Below are 16795 nucleotides of genomic sequence, written 5' to 3'. Positions count from 1 at the left end.
GCTCCGCCAATCCCTGCCGGCCAAGGCCTGGCGCGGCTGCCGATGCGGGGCGAACCGCCCGCGCGAATCCGTCGGATCGCGGCGGTGGCAGGTCAGCGCGGATCGCCGTCCGGCGCAGCCGCGCCTCCCGATGCGCCGAGCAAAGACCGCAGCGCGTGCATCGCGCGCTGCGCGACTGCCGCCGGGTCCTGCGCATGCAGGGCGTCATTGAATATTTCCAGGCCGACCGGGCCCGCGTAGCCCATGCCCTCCAGCACCTCGACCAGGCTCGCCAGCGGCAGGTCGCCGTCGCCGGGCAACAACCGGCGGCTGCGGGCGACCCGGCCATAGTCCTGCGGCGCCACGGGGCCGGCCACGTCGCAGAACTGCACCGTGGCGATGCGCCCGGGCGGTATCGCCGCCACGTCCTGCGCGGTGCCGCCGCGCACGAAGAGGTGGTAGCTGTCGACCACCAGCCCGATGTGGGCCGGATCCAGTTCACGGATCGCCCGCCAGGCGGCCTGCAGCGTCGAATTGACGGTGCTCCACGCCATGCCCTCGTAGCAGATGCGCAGCCCGCGCCGGCGCGCCTGGTCGACCAGCCAGGCGAGGTCTTCGCCGACCCGCGCGGCATCGCAATCGGGATCGGTGGACGCCGGCACCGCCAGTGCGGGCGCGCCGATGGCCGCGGCGTCGTCCAGGAAGGCCAGCGCCTCGGCGCGTTTTTCCGCGCGTTTGTGCCCGGGCGCGCCGTCGAAATCCGACAGCACCTGGTAGTCGGTCAAGCCGATGCCGATGCGGCGCGCGAGCGCTCCCGCGGCCGCCGCGCCGCCGGGCACGGCCTGCGCCTCGCGCCGCCAGAACTCGACCCCGTCGAAGCCCGCGCCCTGCGCCGCGCGCAGGTTCTCCTCGGGCGCGCCACCCAGCAGCACCGTGTTGACGAACGATGGATTGGCCGCCAGCCCGCCACGTTCCTGCACCGGCGCGGCGCCCCACGCGGCACCGTGCGACACCGCCGTCGCCATGGCCGCGAGGAATGGCCGGCGGCTCATGTCCGCCCCCCGCCCAGCGCGCCGGCCAGGGTGTCGATGCCCGCCCGCAGTTCGGCCACCTCGATCTGCCCCGGCGCCGAGCCACCGCCCAGCGCACCGAAGGAAGCGGCCGAGCCGAACACCTCGCCCGCCATGCGCGACACCGCGCCCAGGCCGCCCATGGCCATGGTGATGAGCGGCCGTGACGGCTCAAGCGTTCGCATCCGCCGGGTCGCGTCCAGCAGCCGCAACACGTCGCCGGCGTCGTGCGGCATCACCGCCATCTTGCAGATGTCGGCGCCGCTGGCGTGCTGGCGGCGCAGCGTGGCCAGCATCTCGTCGACCGACGGCGTGCCGCCGAAATCGTGATGCGACACGATCACCGCGATGCCGGCCGCCTGCGCCTGCGCCATGAGCGCCGCCACCGAATCGTCGGCGAGCATCGCCTGCTCCAGGTCGAAGCCGGCCGCGAGCCCGGTCGGCAGCACCGCCCGGTACAGCGCGGCATAGCCCTGGGGCGACAGCTGCCGCTCGCCGCCTTCGCGCCGGCTGCGAAAGGTCGCCAGCAGCGGCCGGTCCTCTATCAGCCCGGCCACCGCCGCGACGGTGCCGGCCAGGGCATCGGCATCGCCGGGCGCTGCCAGGTGGTCCATGCGCAGCTCGACGATGTCGACGTCGGCCCGCCCGACGATTCGTCGCGCCTGGGCGACCATGCCGGCGCGGTCCGCACCGGTGAGCGAGACGATGATGCGGGGCCGGCCGACGCCGATGCCCAGCCGACTCGCCCTCCCGTGATTCCCGGCCCGGTCGGCACCGGAAAAGACCGGCGCCGCATCGGCCCCGATGGTGCCGGCCACCAGAGCCAGGGCGGAAAAAGAATCGCGTCGCTTCATGGGGTAAACCCTAATCGACGGGTGCCGCGACGGCTGTATCAGCAAGTTAGATCGATCCGCTCGCAGCCCCGGCCGGGCCCACGCAGACTCAGGGATGCCAGGTGCTCACCACCGCCGGCGTGGCCGATGAAGTCGCCCCGGCCAGGCTGTACGAAAGCTGGTTGGCCGACCCCATCACGTCCTGCGCCATCGCCTGCAACTGCGCCTCCGACAGCCGCGATGCCGGCCCGGAGATGCATACCGATCCAAGCAGCTTCCAGTTGAGTCCGAACACCGGTGCCGACACCGTCGCCACGCCTTTCTCCCGCTCGCCGATCGACAGGTGGAAACCACGCGCCCGGATGGCTTCGTAGATCTTCCCCGGCTCGCCCGAAAAGGCCAGGATGACCCGCCCCGGCGAGCCCCGGTCGAGCGGCAGCGCTTCTCCCATGCGGGCATGGTGGCGCAGCGGATGCGGCCCTTCCACCCGCACGAGGCAGGTGCGGAAATTGCCCTCGCGCACATAGAACGCAGCGCTTTCGCCGGTGAGCCGGGTGAGGTCGCGCAGCATCGGTTCGATCACGTTCTGCATGTCGAAGCCCGACTGGTAACGCGCCCCCAGCCAGCCGGCCGCCGGCCCCAGCCGCCACTGCCCGTCGTCGCGCTGGACCATGTAGCGGTGCATCGCCAGCGTGCGTGCGATGCGCAGCACGGTCGTCTTGTGCATGCCGCAGCGGCGCGCGAGTTCGGCCAGGCTGAGCTGCGGCTCGCCAAGCGCAAAGGCTTCCAGCAACTCCATCGCACGGCTCACCGCGACCACGCTGCCGGTGCTCGGCTCGTCTGCGCGAGCCTCGGATTTCTTGGCTGGGGAGACCTCGGGTTTGCCCTTGGCGGTGTTTCGCATATCGGCCCTGATTTCGTCTGTCGAAACGATATTGTATGGATTGAAACGCGTCCCTACAGTCCGTTCCACGGCCGCGCCACGACGGTCGTGCACCCATCCGGAGACAAGACAGCATGAACCAGACAACCGCCGCGCGCCGCCGCTCGACCCTCGCCGCCGCCCTCGCGCTCGCCGCCCTTTCGGTCGCTGGCCCGCTCGCCGCGCAACCGGCCTATCCCAGCAAGCCGATCCGCCTGGTCGTACCGTTTCCGCCCGGCGGCGGCACCGACCTGATCGCCCGTACGGTCGCGCAGAAGCTCACCGAGACGCTGAAGTGGACGATCGTCATCGACAACCGTCCCGGCGCCGGCGGCAACCTCGGCGTGGACCAGGTGGCCAAGTCGCCGGCCGACGGCTACACCCTGGTGATGGGCCAGACCAGCAACCTGGCGATCAACCCGACGCTCTACACCAAGCTGCCCTACGACCCGCTCAAGGACCTGACGCCGGTGGTGCTGGTGGCCAATTCGCCGATCGTGGTGGCGGTGCCGGAGAACTCCCGCTTCAAGACCTTCGCCGAAGTCGTGGCCGCCGCCAAGGGCAAACCCAAGACCCTCACGCTGGGCTACCCCGGCAACGGCACGGTGGCGCACCTGGCCGGCGAACAGGCCGAAAACACCGCCGGCATCGAGCTGCAGCACGTGCCCTATAAGGGCGCGGCCCAGGCCCTGACCGACCTGATGAGCGGCCAGATCGACCTGTACGCCTCCTCGGTGCCCACGCTCATCGGCCAGGTGCGCAACCAGAAGGTGCGTGCCCTGGTGGTGACCTCGGCCAAGCGCTCCGAACAGCTGCCCGACACGCCCACCATGGCCGAGTCCGGCTACAAGGGTTTCGAGGCGGTGACCTGGTTCGGCATCCTGGCGCCGGCCGGCACGCCCGCGGCCATCGTCAAGACGCTGAACACCGAGATCAACAAGGCGATGCAGGTGCCCGAGGTGGCCGCCAAGCTCAAGTCCGACGGCGGCGACGTGATGGGCGGCAGCGTGGAGACCTTCGCCGCGTTGCTCAAGTCCGAGATTCCGCGCTGGGGAAAGATCGTCAAGGACTCCGGCGCGACGATTGACTAACTTGACTAACCCCCAGGCTACGCACTTCGTGTCTTCGCCTACCCCCTTTCAGGGGGCGGCTTGCTGCTCGGCGGAGCCTCGCCGCATTGCCTGCTGAGGCAGTCGGCCGGCGCTTCGCGCGGCCTCCGCACCCCGCCCTCTTTTTGAACTACCTCTTCTCCAGGAATCCCATGAGCCAGCTCCCCGAAATCGTCCGTGAATTCCCCCGCGTCGCACCCGAGGTCGTCGCCAGGGCCAAGACCTTCCAGGCCGCCATCCTGGCCGACGTGGCCGGGCGCCGCGGCACCCTGCATGCCCGCGTGGCGCCGGTCGAGCCGCGCATGGTCGTGGCCGGCCCGGCCTTCACCGTCGAGGTCCGCCCAGGCGACAACCTCATGATCCACGCCGCCATCGCGCTGGCCAGGCCGGGCGACGTGCTGGTGATCGACGGCAAGGGCGACCAGACCGCCGCGCTCATGGGCACGCTGATGCTCAGCGCCTGCAAGAAGCTCGGCCTGGCCGGTGTGGTGGTCGACGGCGCGATCCGTGACCGCCTCGAACTGCTCGACCTGGGCTTTCCGGTCTTCAGCGCCGGCTTCAACCCGGCAGGCCCCACCAAGTACGTACCCGGCCGCATCAACCATCCCATTTCCGCCGGCGGCACCACGGTGCATCCGGGCGACCTGATCGTGGGCGATGCCGACGGCGTGGTGGTGATCGAGCGCGAGAAGGCGCCCGCCATGCTCGATCTGGCCGTGAAGAAGGTGGCCGACGAAGCCTCGCGGCTCGAAGCCATCGCCCGCGGCGACACCGCCTCCAAATGGCTGCCCGCCGCCCTGCGCGCGGCCGGTGTGCTCAAGGAAGGGGAATCGCTGTGAGCGCCCTGCCCTCGGCCGCGATCAAAAAGCCGGTGGTGCTGGTCACCGGCGCCGACCTGGCACCACAGGCGCTCGACGTGCTGCGTGACTACGACATGGTCTATGCCGGCAAGACGCCGTCGTACGACGACATTGTCGAACTCTGCCGGCGCCACGATCCCACCGCCGTCATCGTGCGCTACAGCGGTGTCAACGCCGCCGCCATGGACGCCGCGCCCTCGCTCAAGGTCATCTCCAAGCACGGCAGCGGCACCGACACCATCGACAAAGCCGCCGCCGCAGCGCGCGGCATCGCGGTGCGCGCCGCCGTCGGCGCCAACGCGGCGGCGGTCGCCGAGCAGGCCCTGGCCCTGATGCTGGCCTGCGCCAAGTCGGTGCCGCAGCTCGACGCGCGCATGCATGCCGGCCACTGGGACAAATCGACCCACAAGAGCCTGGAGCTCGGCGGCCGCACCGTCGGCCTGGTGGGCCTGGGCGCCATCGGCCGGCGATTCGCCCGCATGGCCGATGCGCTGGACATGAAGGTGATCGGCTTCGACCCCTACGCCACCGACCTGCCCGGCTACATCCGCACGGTCGACCTCGACACGCTCTGGCGCGAGGCCGACGTCATCTCGCTGCACTGCCCGCTGACCGACGACAACCGCGGCCTGCTCGACGCCCGCACCCTGGCGCTGTGCAAGCCCGGCGTGATCGTGGTCAACACCGCACGCGGCGGCCTGATCGACGAGCCCGCGCTGCTGGCGGCGGTGCGCTCCGGCCAGGTCCGCGCGGCCGGCCTCGACAGCTTCGCCGTCGAGCCGATCGCGCCGGACCAGGTCTTCAAGGGCGAGCCCGGCTTCATCCTCAGCCCGCACATCGGCGGCGTCACCAGCGACGCCTACGTGAACATGGGCCTGGCCGCCGCACGCAATGTGCGCGCCGTGGCCGAAGGCATGGACGCCTCGGCCATCGCCTGAGGCTGGCGCGCCCCGGCGCGTCCATCGCGCCCCCCAAAAAAATCGCCGCCGCCCGCAGCCTGCGCAGACAGCGCCGGGCGGCCTTCGATCCTTGTCGAGGAGACAGACATGCAGCATCCATCCCCGGGCGCGGCCAGCAGCGCGTTCCGCCGCGCCCTCGCCGCCACCGGCCTGGTCTTGATGGCGTCGAGCGCATCCACCGCCATCGCCCAGCCCGGCTATCCGGAAAAACCGATCCGCCTGGTCGTCGGCTTTCCGGCCGGCGGCCCGACCGACGTGGTCGCCCGCGCTTTTGCCGACTTCGCCGGCCGCGCGCTCGCGCACCCGGTCATCGTCGACAACAAGCCCGGCGCCAACACCATCCTGGCCGCCGAGGTGGTGGCCTCGGCGCCGGCCGACGGCTACACCCTGCTGCTGGGCGCCACCAACCACACCATGATCCCGGCGCTCTACAGCGCGCGGGTCAAGTTCGACGCGCTGCGCTCCTTCACGCCGATCTGCACGATGGCGATCAGCCCGACGGTGCTGGTGGTGGGCCCGGCCATGCCGGTCGCCACGCTCGCCGAGTTCCTGCAGCAGGTGCGCGCCCAGCCCGGCAAGCGCACCTACGCCACGCCCGGCAGCGGCAGCGGCGGCCACTTCGCCAGCGAGCAGTTCACCCGGCTGGCCGGCGTACGCATGAACCACATTCCCTACAAGGGTGCGGCGCAGGCGGTGACCGACCTGATGGGCGGCCAGGTCGACAGCTCCTTCGCCACGCTCGGCTCGGTGCTGCCGCAGGTGCAGACGGGCAAGCTCAAGGCGCTGGCCGTGGCATCGCCCCAGCGCTCGGCCCTGCTGCCCGGCGTGCCGACCTTCGAGGAGTCGGGCTTGAAAGGCTATTCGGCCGACGCCTGGTACGGCCTGCTGGCGCCCGCCGGCACGCCTGCCGATGTCGTAGCGCGACTCGACCGCGTGGCCAGCGACTTCGCCCAGGCACCCGCCACCGCCGACAAGCTGCGCGGCCTCGGCATGCAGGCCGCCAACACCTGCGGCGCGGCTTTCACGGCGCAGCTCGACGGCGAGATCAAGGCCGCCACCCGCACCGCCCGCGAGCTCGACCTGAAGCTCGACTGAGGCGCGCGGTTTTCCCCATCCAGATCCATAAAGAGACACGAGACACCATGAGGCAGATCCTGAAATCCATCGTCCTGGCCGCCACCCTGGCCGTCGGCGCGGCGCATGCCGCTTTTCCCGAGCGCACCATCACCATCGTCGTGCCCTACGCGCCCGGCGGCGCGGCCGACGCGCTGGCCCGCCAGCTCGCGGTGCGCATGGGCACCAGGCTCGGCACCAGCGTCATCGTCGACAACAAGCCCGGCGCCAGCGGCACCATCGGCCAGGCCTTCGTGGCGAGGGCGACGGCCGACGGCTACACCATGCTCTACGACGCCACGCCGTTCTCGATCAACCCCGCGCTCTATCCCAGCCTGCCCTTCACCGACAAGAGCTTCCAGCCGCTGTCGCTGGTCTCGCTCTCGCCCAACGTGGTGATCGTGCGCAAAGACTCGCCGATCAAGGACCAGAAGGACCTGATCGCCCGCGCCAAGGCGCAGCCCGGCAAGATCACCTTCGCTTCCGGCGGCAGCGGCACCGTGCAGCGCCTGGCCGCCGAGCTCTACCGGCAGGGCCTGGACCTGGACATGCTGCACGTGCCCTACAAGAGCGGCGGCCCGGCCATCTCCGACGTGATGGGCGGCCAGGTCGACTTCATGTTCAGCACGCTGGCGGCGAGCTACCCGCTGGTGTCCACCGGCAAGCTGCGCGCGCTGGCCATCTCGTCGACCAAGCGCTCGCCGCTGCTGCCCGACGTGGCCACCGTCGCCGAAACCTCGCTGCCCGGCTACGAGGCCTACGAATGGAACGGCCTGCTCCTGCCGGCCGGCACGCCCGACGCGGTGGTGCAACAGCTGCACAAGGCCGTGGTGGAATCGCTGCAGGACGAAGAGCTGAAGAAGCGCTTCGCCGACATGGGCGCCCAGGCCATCGGCGGCACGCCTGCCGAGTTCGCCACCTTCCTGCAGAAGGAGTCGACCAAGTGGGCGACCGTCATCCGCAAGGGCAACATCAAGCTCGACTGATGGACTCCGGCGCCCTGCTCCACCGCGTGCCGCATTCCGCCGGCACCGCCGCGCCCGCCCGGCCGCTGCCGGCCGGCGCCTGCGACAGCCACATGCACATCTTCGACCCGCGCTTCGCGCCGTCGCCGCACTGGAAGCGCACGCCGCCGGTCGCCGACGTCGCCGCCTACCGGCAGCTGCAGGCGCGCATCGGCACCACGCGCACCGTCGTCGTCACCCCGTCGACCTACGGCGTGGACAACCGCTGCACCCTCGCCGCGCTCGACGAGCTCGGCGACCAGGCGCGCGGCGTCGCGGTGGTCGATGTCGACGTGACCGCCGCCGAGCTGCAGCGACTGCACCGACACCGGGTGCGCGGCCTGCGCGTCAACTTCTACAGCCCGCAGTCCTGGGGCGAGACCACGCCCCAGATGCTGAGCACGCTCGCCGCCAAGGTCGCGCCGCTGGGCTGGCATATGCAGGTGCTGGCCCGGCCGGCCACGCTGCTGGCGCTGGCGCCGGTGCTGCAGGCCCTGCCGGTGCCGCTGGTCATCGACCATATGGCGCTGATCGGCCCCGAAGAAGGCACCCGAAGCGAGGCCTTCGCACTGGTGCAGTGTCTGCTGCAGGAGGGCCGCACCTGGATGAAACTCTCCGGCGCCTACATGGCCTCGCGCACCGGTGCGCCCGACTACGCCGACCGCGACACGGTCGCCCGCGCCTTGCTCGCCGGCGCGCCCGGCCGCATGCTCTGGGGCAGCGACTGGCCCCACACCACCGCCGAGCCAGGCAGCGTCGACGACGCCGCGCTGGTCGACCGGCTGCAAGGCTGGTGCGACGGCGACGAGGCCTTGCGCCACACCGTCCTGGTCGACAACCCGGCCGCACTCTACGGCTTCGACTGAGCCCACTTTCACGGTAAACGCCATGTTCCTGCTCACCCCGCCCGAGGTCCGCGACCTCGAACCCTTCACCCGCCTGCCCGACGCCTTCCGCACCCGCCAGCACAGCGACTGGAGCCGGGCCAACCGGGGCGGCCATGCCACCGACTCTTTCCTGGAAGGCCCGGTGGTGGACGCACAAGGCCAGCTCTACGTGGCCGACATCCCCTTCGGCCGCATCTTCCGCATCGACGCGGCCGGTGGCTGGACCCTGGTGGCCGAATACGACGGCGAGCCCAACGGCATGAAGTTCGTCGATGCCGGCACCCTGCTCATCACCGACTACCGCAACGGCCTGATGCGCCTGGACATCGCCAGCGGCCGGGTCGAGCCCTGGCTCGACCGCCGCAACAGCGAACGCTTCAAGGGCGTCAACGACCTGGTCTTCGACACGCAGGGCAATCTGTATTTCACCGACCAGGGCCAGACCGGCCTGCACGACCCCACCGGCCGGCTCTACCGGCTGCGCCCTTCCGGCCAGCTCGATCTGCTGCTGGCCAACGTGCCTAGCCCCAACGGCGTGGCGCTGTCGCCCGACCAGAAGGTGCTCTACCTCGCGGTGACGCGCGGCAACTGCGTCTGGCGCGTGCCCCTGCTGCCCGACGGCAGCGTGGCCAAGGTGAGCCAGTTCTTCACCTCCTACGGCCCCAGTGGCCCCGACGGCCTGGCGGTGGACGAACGCGGCCGGCTCCTGGTGGCCAACCCCGGCCTGGGCTATGTCTGGGTGCTCAACACCCGGGCCGAACCCGAACTGGTGCTGCGCGGCGCGCCCGGCGCCTCCATCACCAACATGGCCTTCGGCGGCGAAGGACAGCGCACCCTCTACGTCACCGACTCCACCCACGGCGCCGTGCTGCGTGCCGAGCCCGGCGCTGCCGGCCTGCCGCTGGCCGTGCCCGGCACTTCGACGAGGCCCCTGCCATGACCCGAGACACCATCCTCGTCAGCGAGGCGAAGCTCCACCCCGACGCGGTCGAGCTGCTGCGCGACTACCGCCTGATCTACACCGGCGCGCGCTTCACCGAAGACGAACTCGTCGCCCTGTGCGAGCGCGAACAGCCGGTGGCCATCCTGGCGCGCTACGGCCACTTCAACGCCCGGGTGCTGGCCGCATCGCCGCGCCTGAAGGTCGTGGGCCGCCACGGCGTCGGCATGGACGCGATCGACCAGGACGCCGCCCGCGCGCTCGGCATCGAAGCGCTCGCCGCCATCGGCTCCAACAGCCAGGCCGTGGCCGAGCACGCCCTGGGCCTGATGCTGTCGTGCGCCCGCCGCATCGCCTGGATCGACCGCCGCATGCACGAAGGCCACTGGGACAAGCCCGGCTACCTGGGCCTGGAACTCTCCGGCGCCACGCTCGGCGTGGTCGGCTGTGGCTCCATCGGTGCGCGCGTGGTGCGCTTCGCCCAGGCCATCGGCATGCGGGTGCTGGTGAACGACCCCTACCTCGACGCCGCCTCCCTGCCGCCGGGCGCCGAGCCGGTCGCGCTCGACGAGCTGCTGGCGCGCTGCGACGTCGTCTCGCTGCACTGCCCGCTCGACGACAGCACCCGCGGCCTGCTCGACACCCGGCGCCTGGCCCTGCTGCGACGGGGCGCCATCGTGATCAACACCGCCCGCGCCGGCCTGTTCGACGAGGCCGCCATGCAGGCCCGGCTGCAGGCCGGCGAGCTGCAGCTCGGCCTCGACTGCTTCGCCACCGAACCGCTGCCGGCCGACTCACCTTGGCTCGACACGCCGAACGCGGTGCTCACCCCGCACGTCGGCGGCACCACCGACGGCGGCCTGCGCGGCATGGCGGTGGGTGCGGCGCGCAACATCCTGCAGGTGCTGGCCGCGCGGCCCGGCTGATCGCCGGATCGGAAAGAGAGGATTTGGTAACCGGCGTTCGCGCGCCGTCGTGCCCACTACGCCGCTGGCCGGGCGCGTCGCGCGTGGCCGCCCGCCACCGGCAACACCTCTCTTTTTTTTCATGATCTCCAACGACCTCCTCAAACGCCCGACGATCCGGCTGCACGGCAAGGTGGACGACGCCATGCTGTCGAGCTTTCTCGAACAGATGCAGATCGCCTGCGACGGCCCCGGCTCGGTCCTGCTGGAACTCACCACCACCGGCGGCGACGCCGAGACCGGCCGACGCATCGCCACCGACATCATCCTGGCGCGCGAACGCTTCGGGCTCGACCTGCTGTTTCTCGGCAAGGCGGTCGTGTACTCGGCGGGCATTTCCATCATGTCGGGCTTCCCACGAGACAAGCGTTTTCTCACCAGGGACTGCATGCTGCTGGTGCACGAGCGACGGCTCGACAAGACGCTGGAACTCAAAGGCGCGATGCGCGGCATGCAGGCGCTGGTCAAGGACAGCCTGGCCGAGATCGAAAGCGCGCTGCAGATGGAGCGCACGGCCTTCCAGTATCTGGTCGAAGGCAGCGCGGTGAGCCTGGAAGAGCTGATGGACCGCATCGACGAATCCGACTGGTATGTCGGCAGCGACGAGGCGCTGCGGCTGAAGCTGGTCGCCGGCATCGTTTAGCCCGCTTTCTCGGCCGACGGCGGATCGATTAACCCGCTGCGCCGGGCGCGAATCTGCAGGCCGGTCTGCGGCGTGGCCGAGGCCGGGGCATGCTCGCGGGGCGCCTACGGCGCGCGTCCCCTCATTCCCTATTTTCTGCCTCGATGCTTCATCTGATCTTCAGCCTGCCGGGCCTCTATGTCATCGGCCGCTTTCTCTGGCCCCTGCCCTGGCTCCCGGCCGCGAAGGTCGCCGCGATGGTGCTGGTGTTGCTGGCCTCGCAATACCATCTGTTCGCCCGGCTGTCGTCCGGCAGCCCCTTCTCGCCGGAAATGCCGCGAGCGCTGGTCATGGCCTTCAACTGGGGCTTCGGTGCGCTGCTGTTGCTGACCGTCTTCCAATTGTTCGCCGACGTCGCCACGCTGGTGGTGATGGCGGTGCAGCGGCACCGGGTGGGCATTCCGGTCGGTGTTCGCTACGTGCTCGGCGTGGCCGCGCTGGGCTTGTCGGCTTTCGGCGTGAGCCAGGCGCTGCGGGTGCCGCCGGTGAAGGACGTCGAGATCGCCATTCCCGCACTGCCTGCGTCCTTCGAGGGCTACCGCCTGCTGCAGCTGACCGACCTGCACATCAGCCGACTGTTCGAGGAGCCCTGGGCGCGGGCGGTGGTCGATGCATCCAATCGGCTGGGGGTGGATCTGATCGTGGTCACAGGGGATCTGATCGACGGGTCCGTCGAGAACCGTCTGCACGACGTGGCGCCGCTGGGTGACTTGCTAGCGCCGGACGGGGTGTATGTGATTCCTGGCAATCATGAGTACTTCTTCGGGTACCAGGCGTGGATGGATCACTTCGTCTCTTTGGGAATGAAGCCGTTGGCCAATGCGCATGCGGTGCTGGAGCGGGGCGGCGACCGGCTGGTGCTGGCCGGGGTCACCGATTTTTCCGCGCCTCGGGCGGGATTGCCGGGGCCTGATCTCGGCTTGGCATTGGCCGGGGCGCCGGCTGGGGTGCCGGTGGTGTTGCTGGACCATCAGCCGCGGATGGCGCGGGCGGCGGCTGCCAAGGGGGTGGCTTTGCAGTTGTCTGGTCATACCCATGGGGGGATGATTTCCGGGCTGCATCTGTTGTTGGCTCGGTTCAACGAGGGGTTCGTTTCCGGGCTTTATTCGGTTGGGGGGATGTCGCTTTATGTGAATAACGGGACAGCGCTTTGGCCGGGGTTCGCGGTTCGCCTTGGGCAAGAGTCCGAGTTGACTCGGATTACGTTGGTTCGGAAGCGGTAGGTCGCTGGTTGGTCCTGCTCGTCTTTCGAGGCACGGCCCGGGTTTACTGTTGCGGAGCGGGCTTCGTCTCGGCTTTTTTTCTTCTACTGAACGCAGGGTGGAGCCCTACGTCCGGTAGAAGAAAAAGACCGAGCACACCAAGCGGCCGATCAAGCAACCTAGAGCTTCCGCTCCTCCTTGGCGGGAGGCACCACCGGATCCTTCATCCGCCGAGGCCACCACTGCTCGATCCGTTCCTGCGCCCAATCCTTGCCCCCCAACCCGAAAGCCAACGCAACCGCAAACACCACGCCCCCCAGAAGAATCAAGAAACTCTGGCGAACGATGTCGCCCCCCACCTTGATCTGGTCAAGTGCAATCAAAACCACGAACGCCAGAATCGCGTACTGCGCCAGCTTCCCCAAAAGAGCAGCATCCTGCAGCTTCACGCTGCGGCAATAGCTCTGCACCGTATCCCGCATGAACCGCGCAAAGTAAGACCCGAACGCCAACACCAGCAAGGCCACGAACACGTTGGGTACGAACCAGACCACCCGGCTCAACAGATCGGTGACATAGGTCAGCCCCAACTCGTTGAACGCGATCAGCAACGAAGCAAGAATGGTCAGCCAATAGGCCAGCACCCCGAACACCGTGGTGGTGTCCCCCGCCATCCCGCCTTGCTGCAAAAAGTTGTCCAGCCCCGACCGCTCGGTCAGCACCGGAAAGTTGATGGCCCGCAAGGCTTTGGTAATCGCAAACCGCAGCGCCTTGGCAAGCAGCCACCCGACGACGATGACCACCGCCGCGATCAGCAGCCGCGGCAGATAAGCCAGAACCGCGAGCAGCAGCGCCCGGCTGGATTCCAGGTGAAGACCGAAATTTTCCATGGTGTTTCTTCTCGCGGTTCGTTCAGGTCGCCGAAGCGGCGGCAGCACCGGTCAGGGACAAGATGCCCTGCAGCGGCACCTGCACCCAGTCGGTCCGGTTGTTGAGTTCGTAGCGCAGTTCGTACATTGCCTTCTCCAGTTCGAACAAGGCGAACAGCCCGCACGGCGAGTCAAGCGAAGGCGCCGGCTGGCCCTTCACGGCACTGCGCTTCACATACGCATCGAGAAAAGCCTGCCGGGTCTGCGCCTCCCAGTCCTGCGCCAGCGGTTCGAGCTTGGCGACTTCGTCCGGCGTCTTGGCCACCCGGCGCAGCGCGGTCCAGCGCGCGTAGTTGAACGACCGCACCATGCCGGCGACGTCGCGCAACGGCGATGCCTTCTCGCGCCGCTCCTCGAAGCTGCGCGCCGGTTCGCCCTCGAAATCGATGATGACGAAATCGTTGCGTGACACCAGCACCTGCCCCAGGTGGTAGTCGCCGTGAAAGCGCGTCTTCAGCCCGCCATCGCCCTCGTTGCCGCAGGACATGATGCGGTCCGGCACCACCGCCGTATCGGCCAGCAGCCGGCGCGCGGCTTCCTGGCTCTCCGGCGGCAGCAGGCCGATTTTCTGCGACAGCAGCGCCAGCGTTTCGCGTGACTCGGCCGCCGCCCGCTCGCGCCAGGCACGCACGTCGTCGGCGGTGGTCGGCACCGGGTCGAAGGCGGCATCGCCGGTGCGTTGGGCCAGGGCCAGGTGCAGTTCGGCGGTGCGCTCGCCCAGGGTGGACATGAGCTCCAGAAAACCGCCGTGCACGTCCGGCAGCTGCTCGGCTTCCAGGGTGCGCATGCCTTCGAGATAACGCTCCAGGTAACCCAGCGCGTATTCCCAGCCGTCGCCCTGGTTGGGCACATACGACTGCACGAGCGCCAGGGTGAGCGTGGCGCCGTTGGTGCCGACGTATTCCAGGGCGCCGGCCACCGGCACGCAGTTGGGGTACTTCGCCACTTCGGTGAGGAAACGGCCGACCTCCAGCTCCGGGTTGAGCCCGGTGCGCAGCCGCCGGTAGCACTTGAGAAAGAGCGACTCGCCCAGCGTCACCACGGTATTGCTGCTCTGCGCGCTCGGCGGGGTGACCTGCATCTCGGAAACGTCGCTGCCGGTGAGCGACGCGAACACCGCCGTCGGCCGGAAGAACAGCCGGCCGTGCGCGGTGGCGAGCTCCTTGCCATCGCCGATGGCCTGCACCAGCGCGCGGCAGAAGGCTTCGTCGTAGAAGGCGTCGGCCATCAGGCCCACGTTGGCCTGCTGCCGCACCTTGGCGACGGCGCCGGCCGAAATGGCCTTCAGGCCGTCCTCGTCGGCGTCTTCCCAGGCCAGGGCCAGCGGCGCGAAGTAGGTCGACATCTGCTGCGGGCCGTCGAGCTCCAGCAGTGGCAGCATCCAGCTCTGGCCGCCCTCTTCCCACACGGCCTGGTCGAGCAGGCGGGCGCGTTCGACGGTGGTGCCCTTGTCGGCGTACCAGCGCTGGGTTTCGATGAAACGCGGAAGGGTGTCGGTTTCGAACTGCAGTCGCATGCGCTCGGCCATGCCGATGCGCCAGGGCATGACCCGATCGCGGAAGAAGCTGGTCCAGCCGTCGAAGAGCACCAGCACCGGCCGGTCCTGCAGCAGCACTTCGGTGGGCACGCCGTCCAGCGTGCCGGCGTCGGCGACCAGGCGGAACCAGTAGAAGCCGTGCGACGGCAGGGTCAGCACATAGGGGCGATCGGCAGCGATCGGGGGAAACGACACCCGGCCCAGCATCTCGACCGGCACGCTGCCCTTGAACTGCGCCAGGTCCAGCTCCACCGGCTGCGCGGCCGACGAGAGGTTGAACACCGACAGGATCACGTCGCCCTCGTGCTCGCTGAGATAGGCCAGGATCTTGCGGTTGCCGGGCTTGAGAAAAGTGCGCCGGCCCCGACCGAAGGCGCGGCTGGTCTTGCGCACCGACAGCATGCGCTTGGTCCAGTTGAGCAGCGAACTCGACTCGCGCGATTGCGTCTCGACGTTGAGCGCCTCGTAGCCGTACATCGCGTCCATGATCGGCTGCAGGTAGAGCCGTTGGGGCTCGCAGCGCGAAAAGCCAGCGTTGCGGTCGGGGCTCCACTGCATCGGCGTTCGCACGCCGTTGCGGTCGCCGACGAAGAAGTTGTCGCCCATGCCGATCTCGTCGCCGTAATAGATGATCGGCGAGCCGGGCATGGACAGCAGCATGCTGTTCATCAGCTTGATGCGGTCGGTGTCGTTCTCCATCAGCGGCGCGAGCCGGCGCCGGATGCCCAGGTTGATGCGGGCGCGCGGGTCGGCTGCGTACATGCGGTACATGTAGTCGCGCTCGCGGCTGGTGACCATCTCGAGCGTGAGTTCGTCATGGTTGCGCAGGAAGATCGCCCACTGGCAGCCATCCGGAATCTCCGGGGTCTGCTGCATGATTTCGACGATGGGGTCGCGGTCTTCCTGGGCGATGGCCATGTACATCCGCGGCATCAGCGGGAAGTGGTAGGCCATGTGGCATTCGTCGCCGTTGCCGAAATATTCGCGCACGTCCTCGGGCCACATGTTGGCCTCGGCGAGCAGAAAGCGGTCCTTGTATTCGGCATCGATCGCCGCGCGCAGCAGCTTGATCACCGCGTGCGTCTCCGGCAGGTTCTCGTTGCTGGTGCCGTCGCGCTCGACCAGGTAGGGAATCGCGTCGAGCCGGAAGCCGTCCACGCCCATGTCGAGCCAGAAGCGCATGGTCTTGAAGATCGCCTCCAGCACCGCCGGGTTGTCGAAATTCAGGTCGGGCTGGTGGCTGAAGAAGCGGTGCCAGAAATACTGCTTGGCCACCGGGTCCCAGGTCCAGTTGGACGTTTCGGTGTCGGTGAAGATGATCCGCGTGCCCTGGTAGATGTCGGGTGTGTCGTTCCACACGTAGAAGTTGCGCTCGGGCGAGCCCGGGGGCGCCTGGCGCGCGGCCTTGAACCAGGGGTGCTGGTCGGAGGTGTGGTTGATGACCAGCTCGGTGATCACCCGCAGGCCGCGCGCGTGGGCGGCGTCGAGCATCTCGCGAAAGTCGTCGAGCGTGCCGTACTGCGGGTTCACATCCTCGTACTCCGAGATGTCGTAGCCGTCGTCGCGCAGCGGCGAGGGATAGAACGGCATCAGCCAGATGGTGTTGACGCCCAGGTCCTTCACGTAGTCGAGCTTGGAGGTCACGCCCTTGAAGTCGCCCACGCCGTCGTTGTTGGAGTCGAAGAAGGCCTTGACGTTGAGTTGGTAGATCACCGCGTCGCGGTACCACTGCGGATCGTTGCTCGTGTCGATCGCCGGGGTTTCGAGCGCGAGGGAGGGGGTAGGTGCGTTCATGGACAAGCTG

General features: G+C 69.0%; 15 protein-coding genes. 10 read left to right on the top strand and 5 right to left on the bottom strand.

What is annotated here, in order from left to right; translation table 11 throughout:
* Positions 1 to 92: 92 nt before the first annotated feature.
* From R9X41_RS07325 to R9X41_RS07315, 3 genes are all read right to left on the bottom strand, one after another.
* The gene (locus R9X41_RS07325; RefSeq protein ID WP_318634222.1) at positions 93 to 1031 is read right to left on the bottom strand and encodes a sugar phosphate isomerase/epimerase family protein; all 939 of its coding nucleotides are present in this window, start codon (positions 1029 to 1031) and stop codon (positions 93 to 95) included.
* Entirely contained in the window at positions 1028 to 1903 is an 876-nt protein-coding gene (gene aroD, locus R9X41_RS07320; protein ID WP_318634221.1) for a type I 3-dehydroquinate dehydratase, read from the bottom strand. Before aroD ends, R9X41_RS07325 begins: the two co-directional genes overlap by 4 nt.
* Before the next feature lie 88 nt (positions 1904 to 1991).
* On the bottom strand, positions 1992 to 2786 hold the full coding sequence (locus tag R9X41_RS07315; protein ID WP_318634220.1) for an IclR family transcriptional regulator: 795 nt from the start codon (positions 2784 to 2786) through the stop codon (positions 1992 to 1994).
* A gap of 113 nt (positions 2787 to 2899) precedes the next feature.
* On the opposite strand from R9X41_RS07315, the gene R9X41_RS07310 reads away from it, so the two are divergent.
* From R9X41_RS07310 to R9X41_RS07265, 10 genes are all read left to right on the top strand, one after another.
* Positions 2900 to 3895: a Bug family tripartite tricarboxylate transporter substrate binding protein gene (locus R9X41_RS07310; RefSeq protein ID WP_318634219.1), complete on the top strand. Its 996-nt coding sequence runs from the start codon at positions 2900 to 2902 to the stop codon at positions 3893 to 3895.
* A 170-nt stretch (positions 3896 to 4065) separates the two neighbouring features.
* Complete coding sequence (locus R9X41_RS07305; RefSeq protein ID WP_318634218.1) at positions 4066 to 4752, top strand: RraA family protein; 687 nt, start codon at positions 4066 to 4068, stop codon at positions 4750 to 4752.
* A gap of 20 nt (positions 4753 to 4772) precedes the next feature.
* Positions 4773 to 5711 (top strand): NAD(P)-dependent oxidoreductase, encoded by a 939-nt coding sequence (locus R9X41_RS07300; protein ID WP_318635172.1) that lies wholly within the window; start codon positions 4773 to 4775, stop codon positions 5709 to 5711.
* Between the two features lie 108 nt (positions 5712 to 5819).
* The gene (locus R9X41_RS07295) at positions 5820 to 6827 is read left to right on the top strand and encodes a Bug family tripartite tricarboxylate transporter substrate binding protein (protein WP_412556668.1); all 1008 of its coding nucleotides are present in this window, start codon (positions 5820 to 5822) and stop codon (positions 6825 to 6827) included.
* 47 nt (positions 6828 to 6874) lie between these two features.
* Positions 6875 to 7831, top strand: coding sequence for a Bug family tripartite tricarboxylate transporter substrate binding protein (locus R9X41_RS07290; protein WP_318634217.1), 957 nt, complete (start codon positions 6875 to 6877; stop codon positions 7829 to 7831).
* A complete protein-coding gene (locus R9X41_RS07285; RefSeq protein WP_318634216.1) occupies positions 7831 to 8715 on the top strand; it encodes an amidohydrolase family protein in 885 nt (294 codons plus the stop codon). The genes R9X41_RS07290 and R9X41_RS07285 overlap by 1 nt, the downstream gene beginning before the upstream one ends.
* 22 nt (positions 8716 to 8737) lie before the next feature.
* Positions 8738 to 9676, top strand: coding sequence for an SMP-30/gluconolactonase/LRE family protein (locus R9X41_RS07280; protein ID WP_318634215.1), 939 nt, complete (start codon positions 8738 to 8740; stop codon positions 9674 to 9676).
* Positions 9673 to 10602 carry a hydroxyacid dehydrogenase gene (locus tag R9X41_RS07275; RefSeq protein WP_318634214.1) on the top strand — a complete coding sequence of 310 codons (930 nt, stop codon included), beginning with the start codon at positions 9673 to 9675 and terminating at the stop codon, positions 10600 to 10602. Before R9X41_RS07280 ends, R9X41_RS07275 begins: the two co-directional genes overlap by 4 nt.
* Before the next feature lie 121 nt (positions 10603 to 10723).
* Positions 10724 to 11284: an ATP-dependent Clp protease proteolytic subunit gene (locus R9X41_RS07270; protein ID WP_318634213.1), complete on the top strand. Its 561-nt coding sequence runs from the start codon at positions 10724 to 10726 to the stop codon at positions 11282 to 11284.
* Positions 11285 to 11427: 143 nt separating this feature from the next.
* Positions 11428 to 12546 (top strand): metallophosphoesterase, encoded by a 1119-nt coding sequence (locus tag R9X41_RS07265; RefSeq protein WP_318634212.1) that lies wholly within the window; start codon positions 11428 to 11430, stop codon positions 12544 to 12546.
* Positions 12547 to 12704: 158 nt separating this feature from the next.
* On the opposite strand, the gene R9X41_RS07260 is transcribed toward R9X41_RS07265, so the two are convergent.
* Both R9X41_RS07260 and treS read right to left on the bottom strand, forming a co-directional pair.
* Positions 12705 to 13415, bottom strand: a complete 711-nt coding sequence (locus R9X41_RS07260) for a mechanosensitive ion channel family protein (protein ID WP_318634211.1) — start codon at positions 13413 to 13415, stop codon at positions 12705 to 12707.
* 22 nt (positions 13416 to 13437) lie between these two features.
* Entirely contained in the window at positions 13438 to 16785 is a 3348-nt protein-coding gene (gene treS / locus R9X41_RS07255) for a maltose alpha-D-glucosyltransferase (RefSeq protein WP_318634210.1), read from the bottom strand.
* Positions 16786 to 16795: the final 10 nt, after the last annotated feature.

Origin of the sequence: Xylophilus sp. GOD-11R (assembly GCF_033546935.1) — a bacterium.
Taxonomy (GTDB): domain Bacteria; phylum Pseudomonadota; class Gammaproteobacteria; order Burkholderiales; family Burkholderiaceae_C; genus Xylophilus.
The sequence above is the reverse complement of the archived record's forward strand: the minus strand, read 5'-3'. Positions and strand labels throughout refer to the sequence as shown.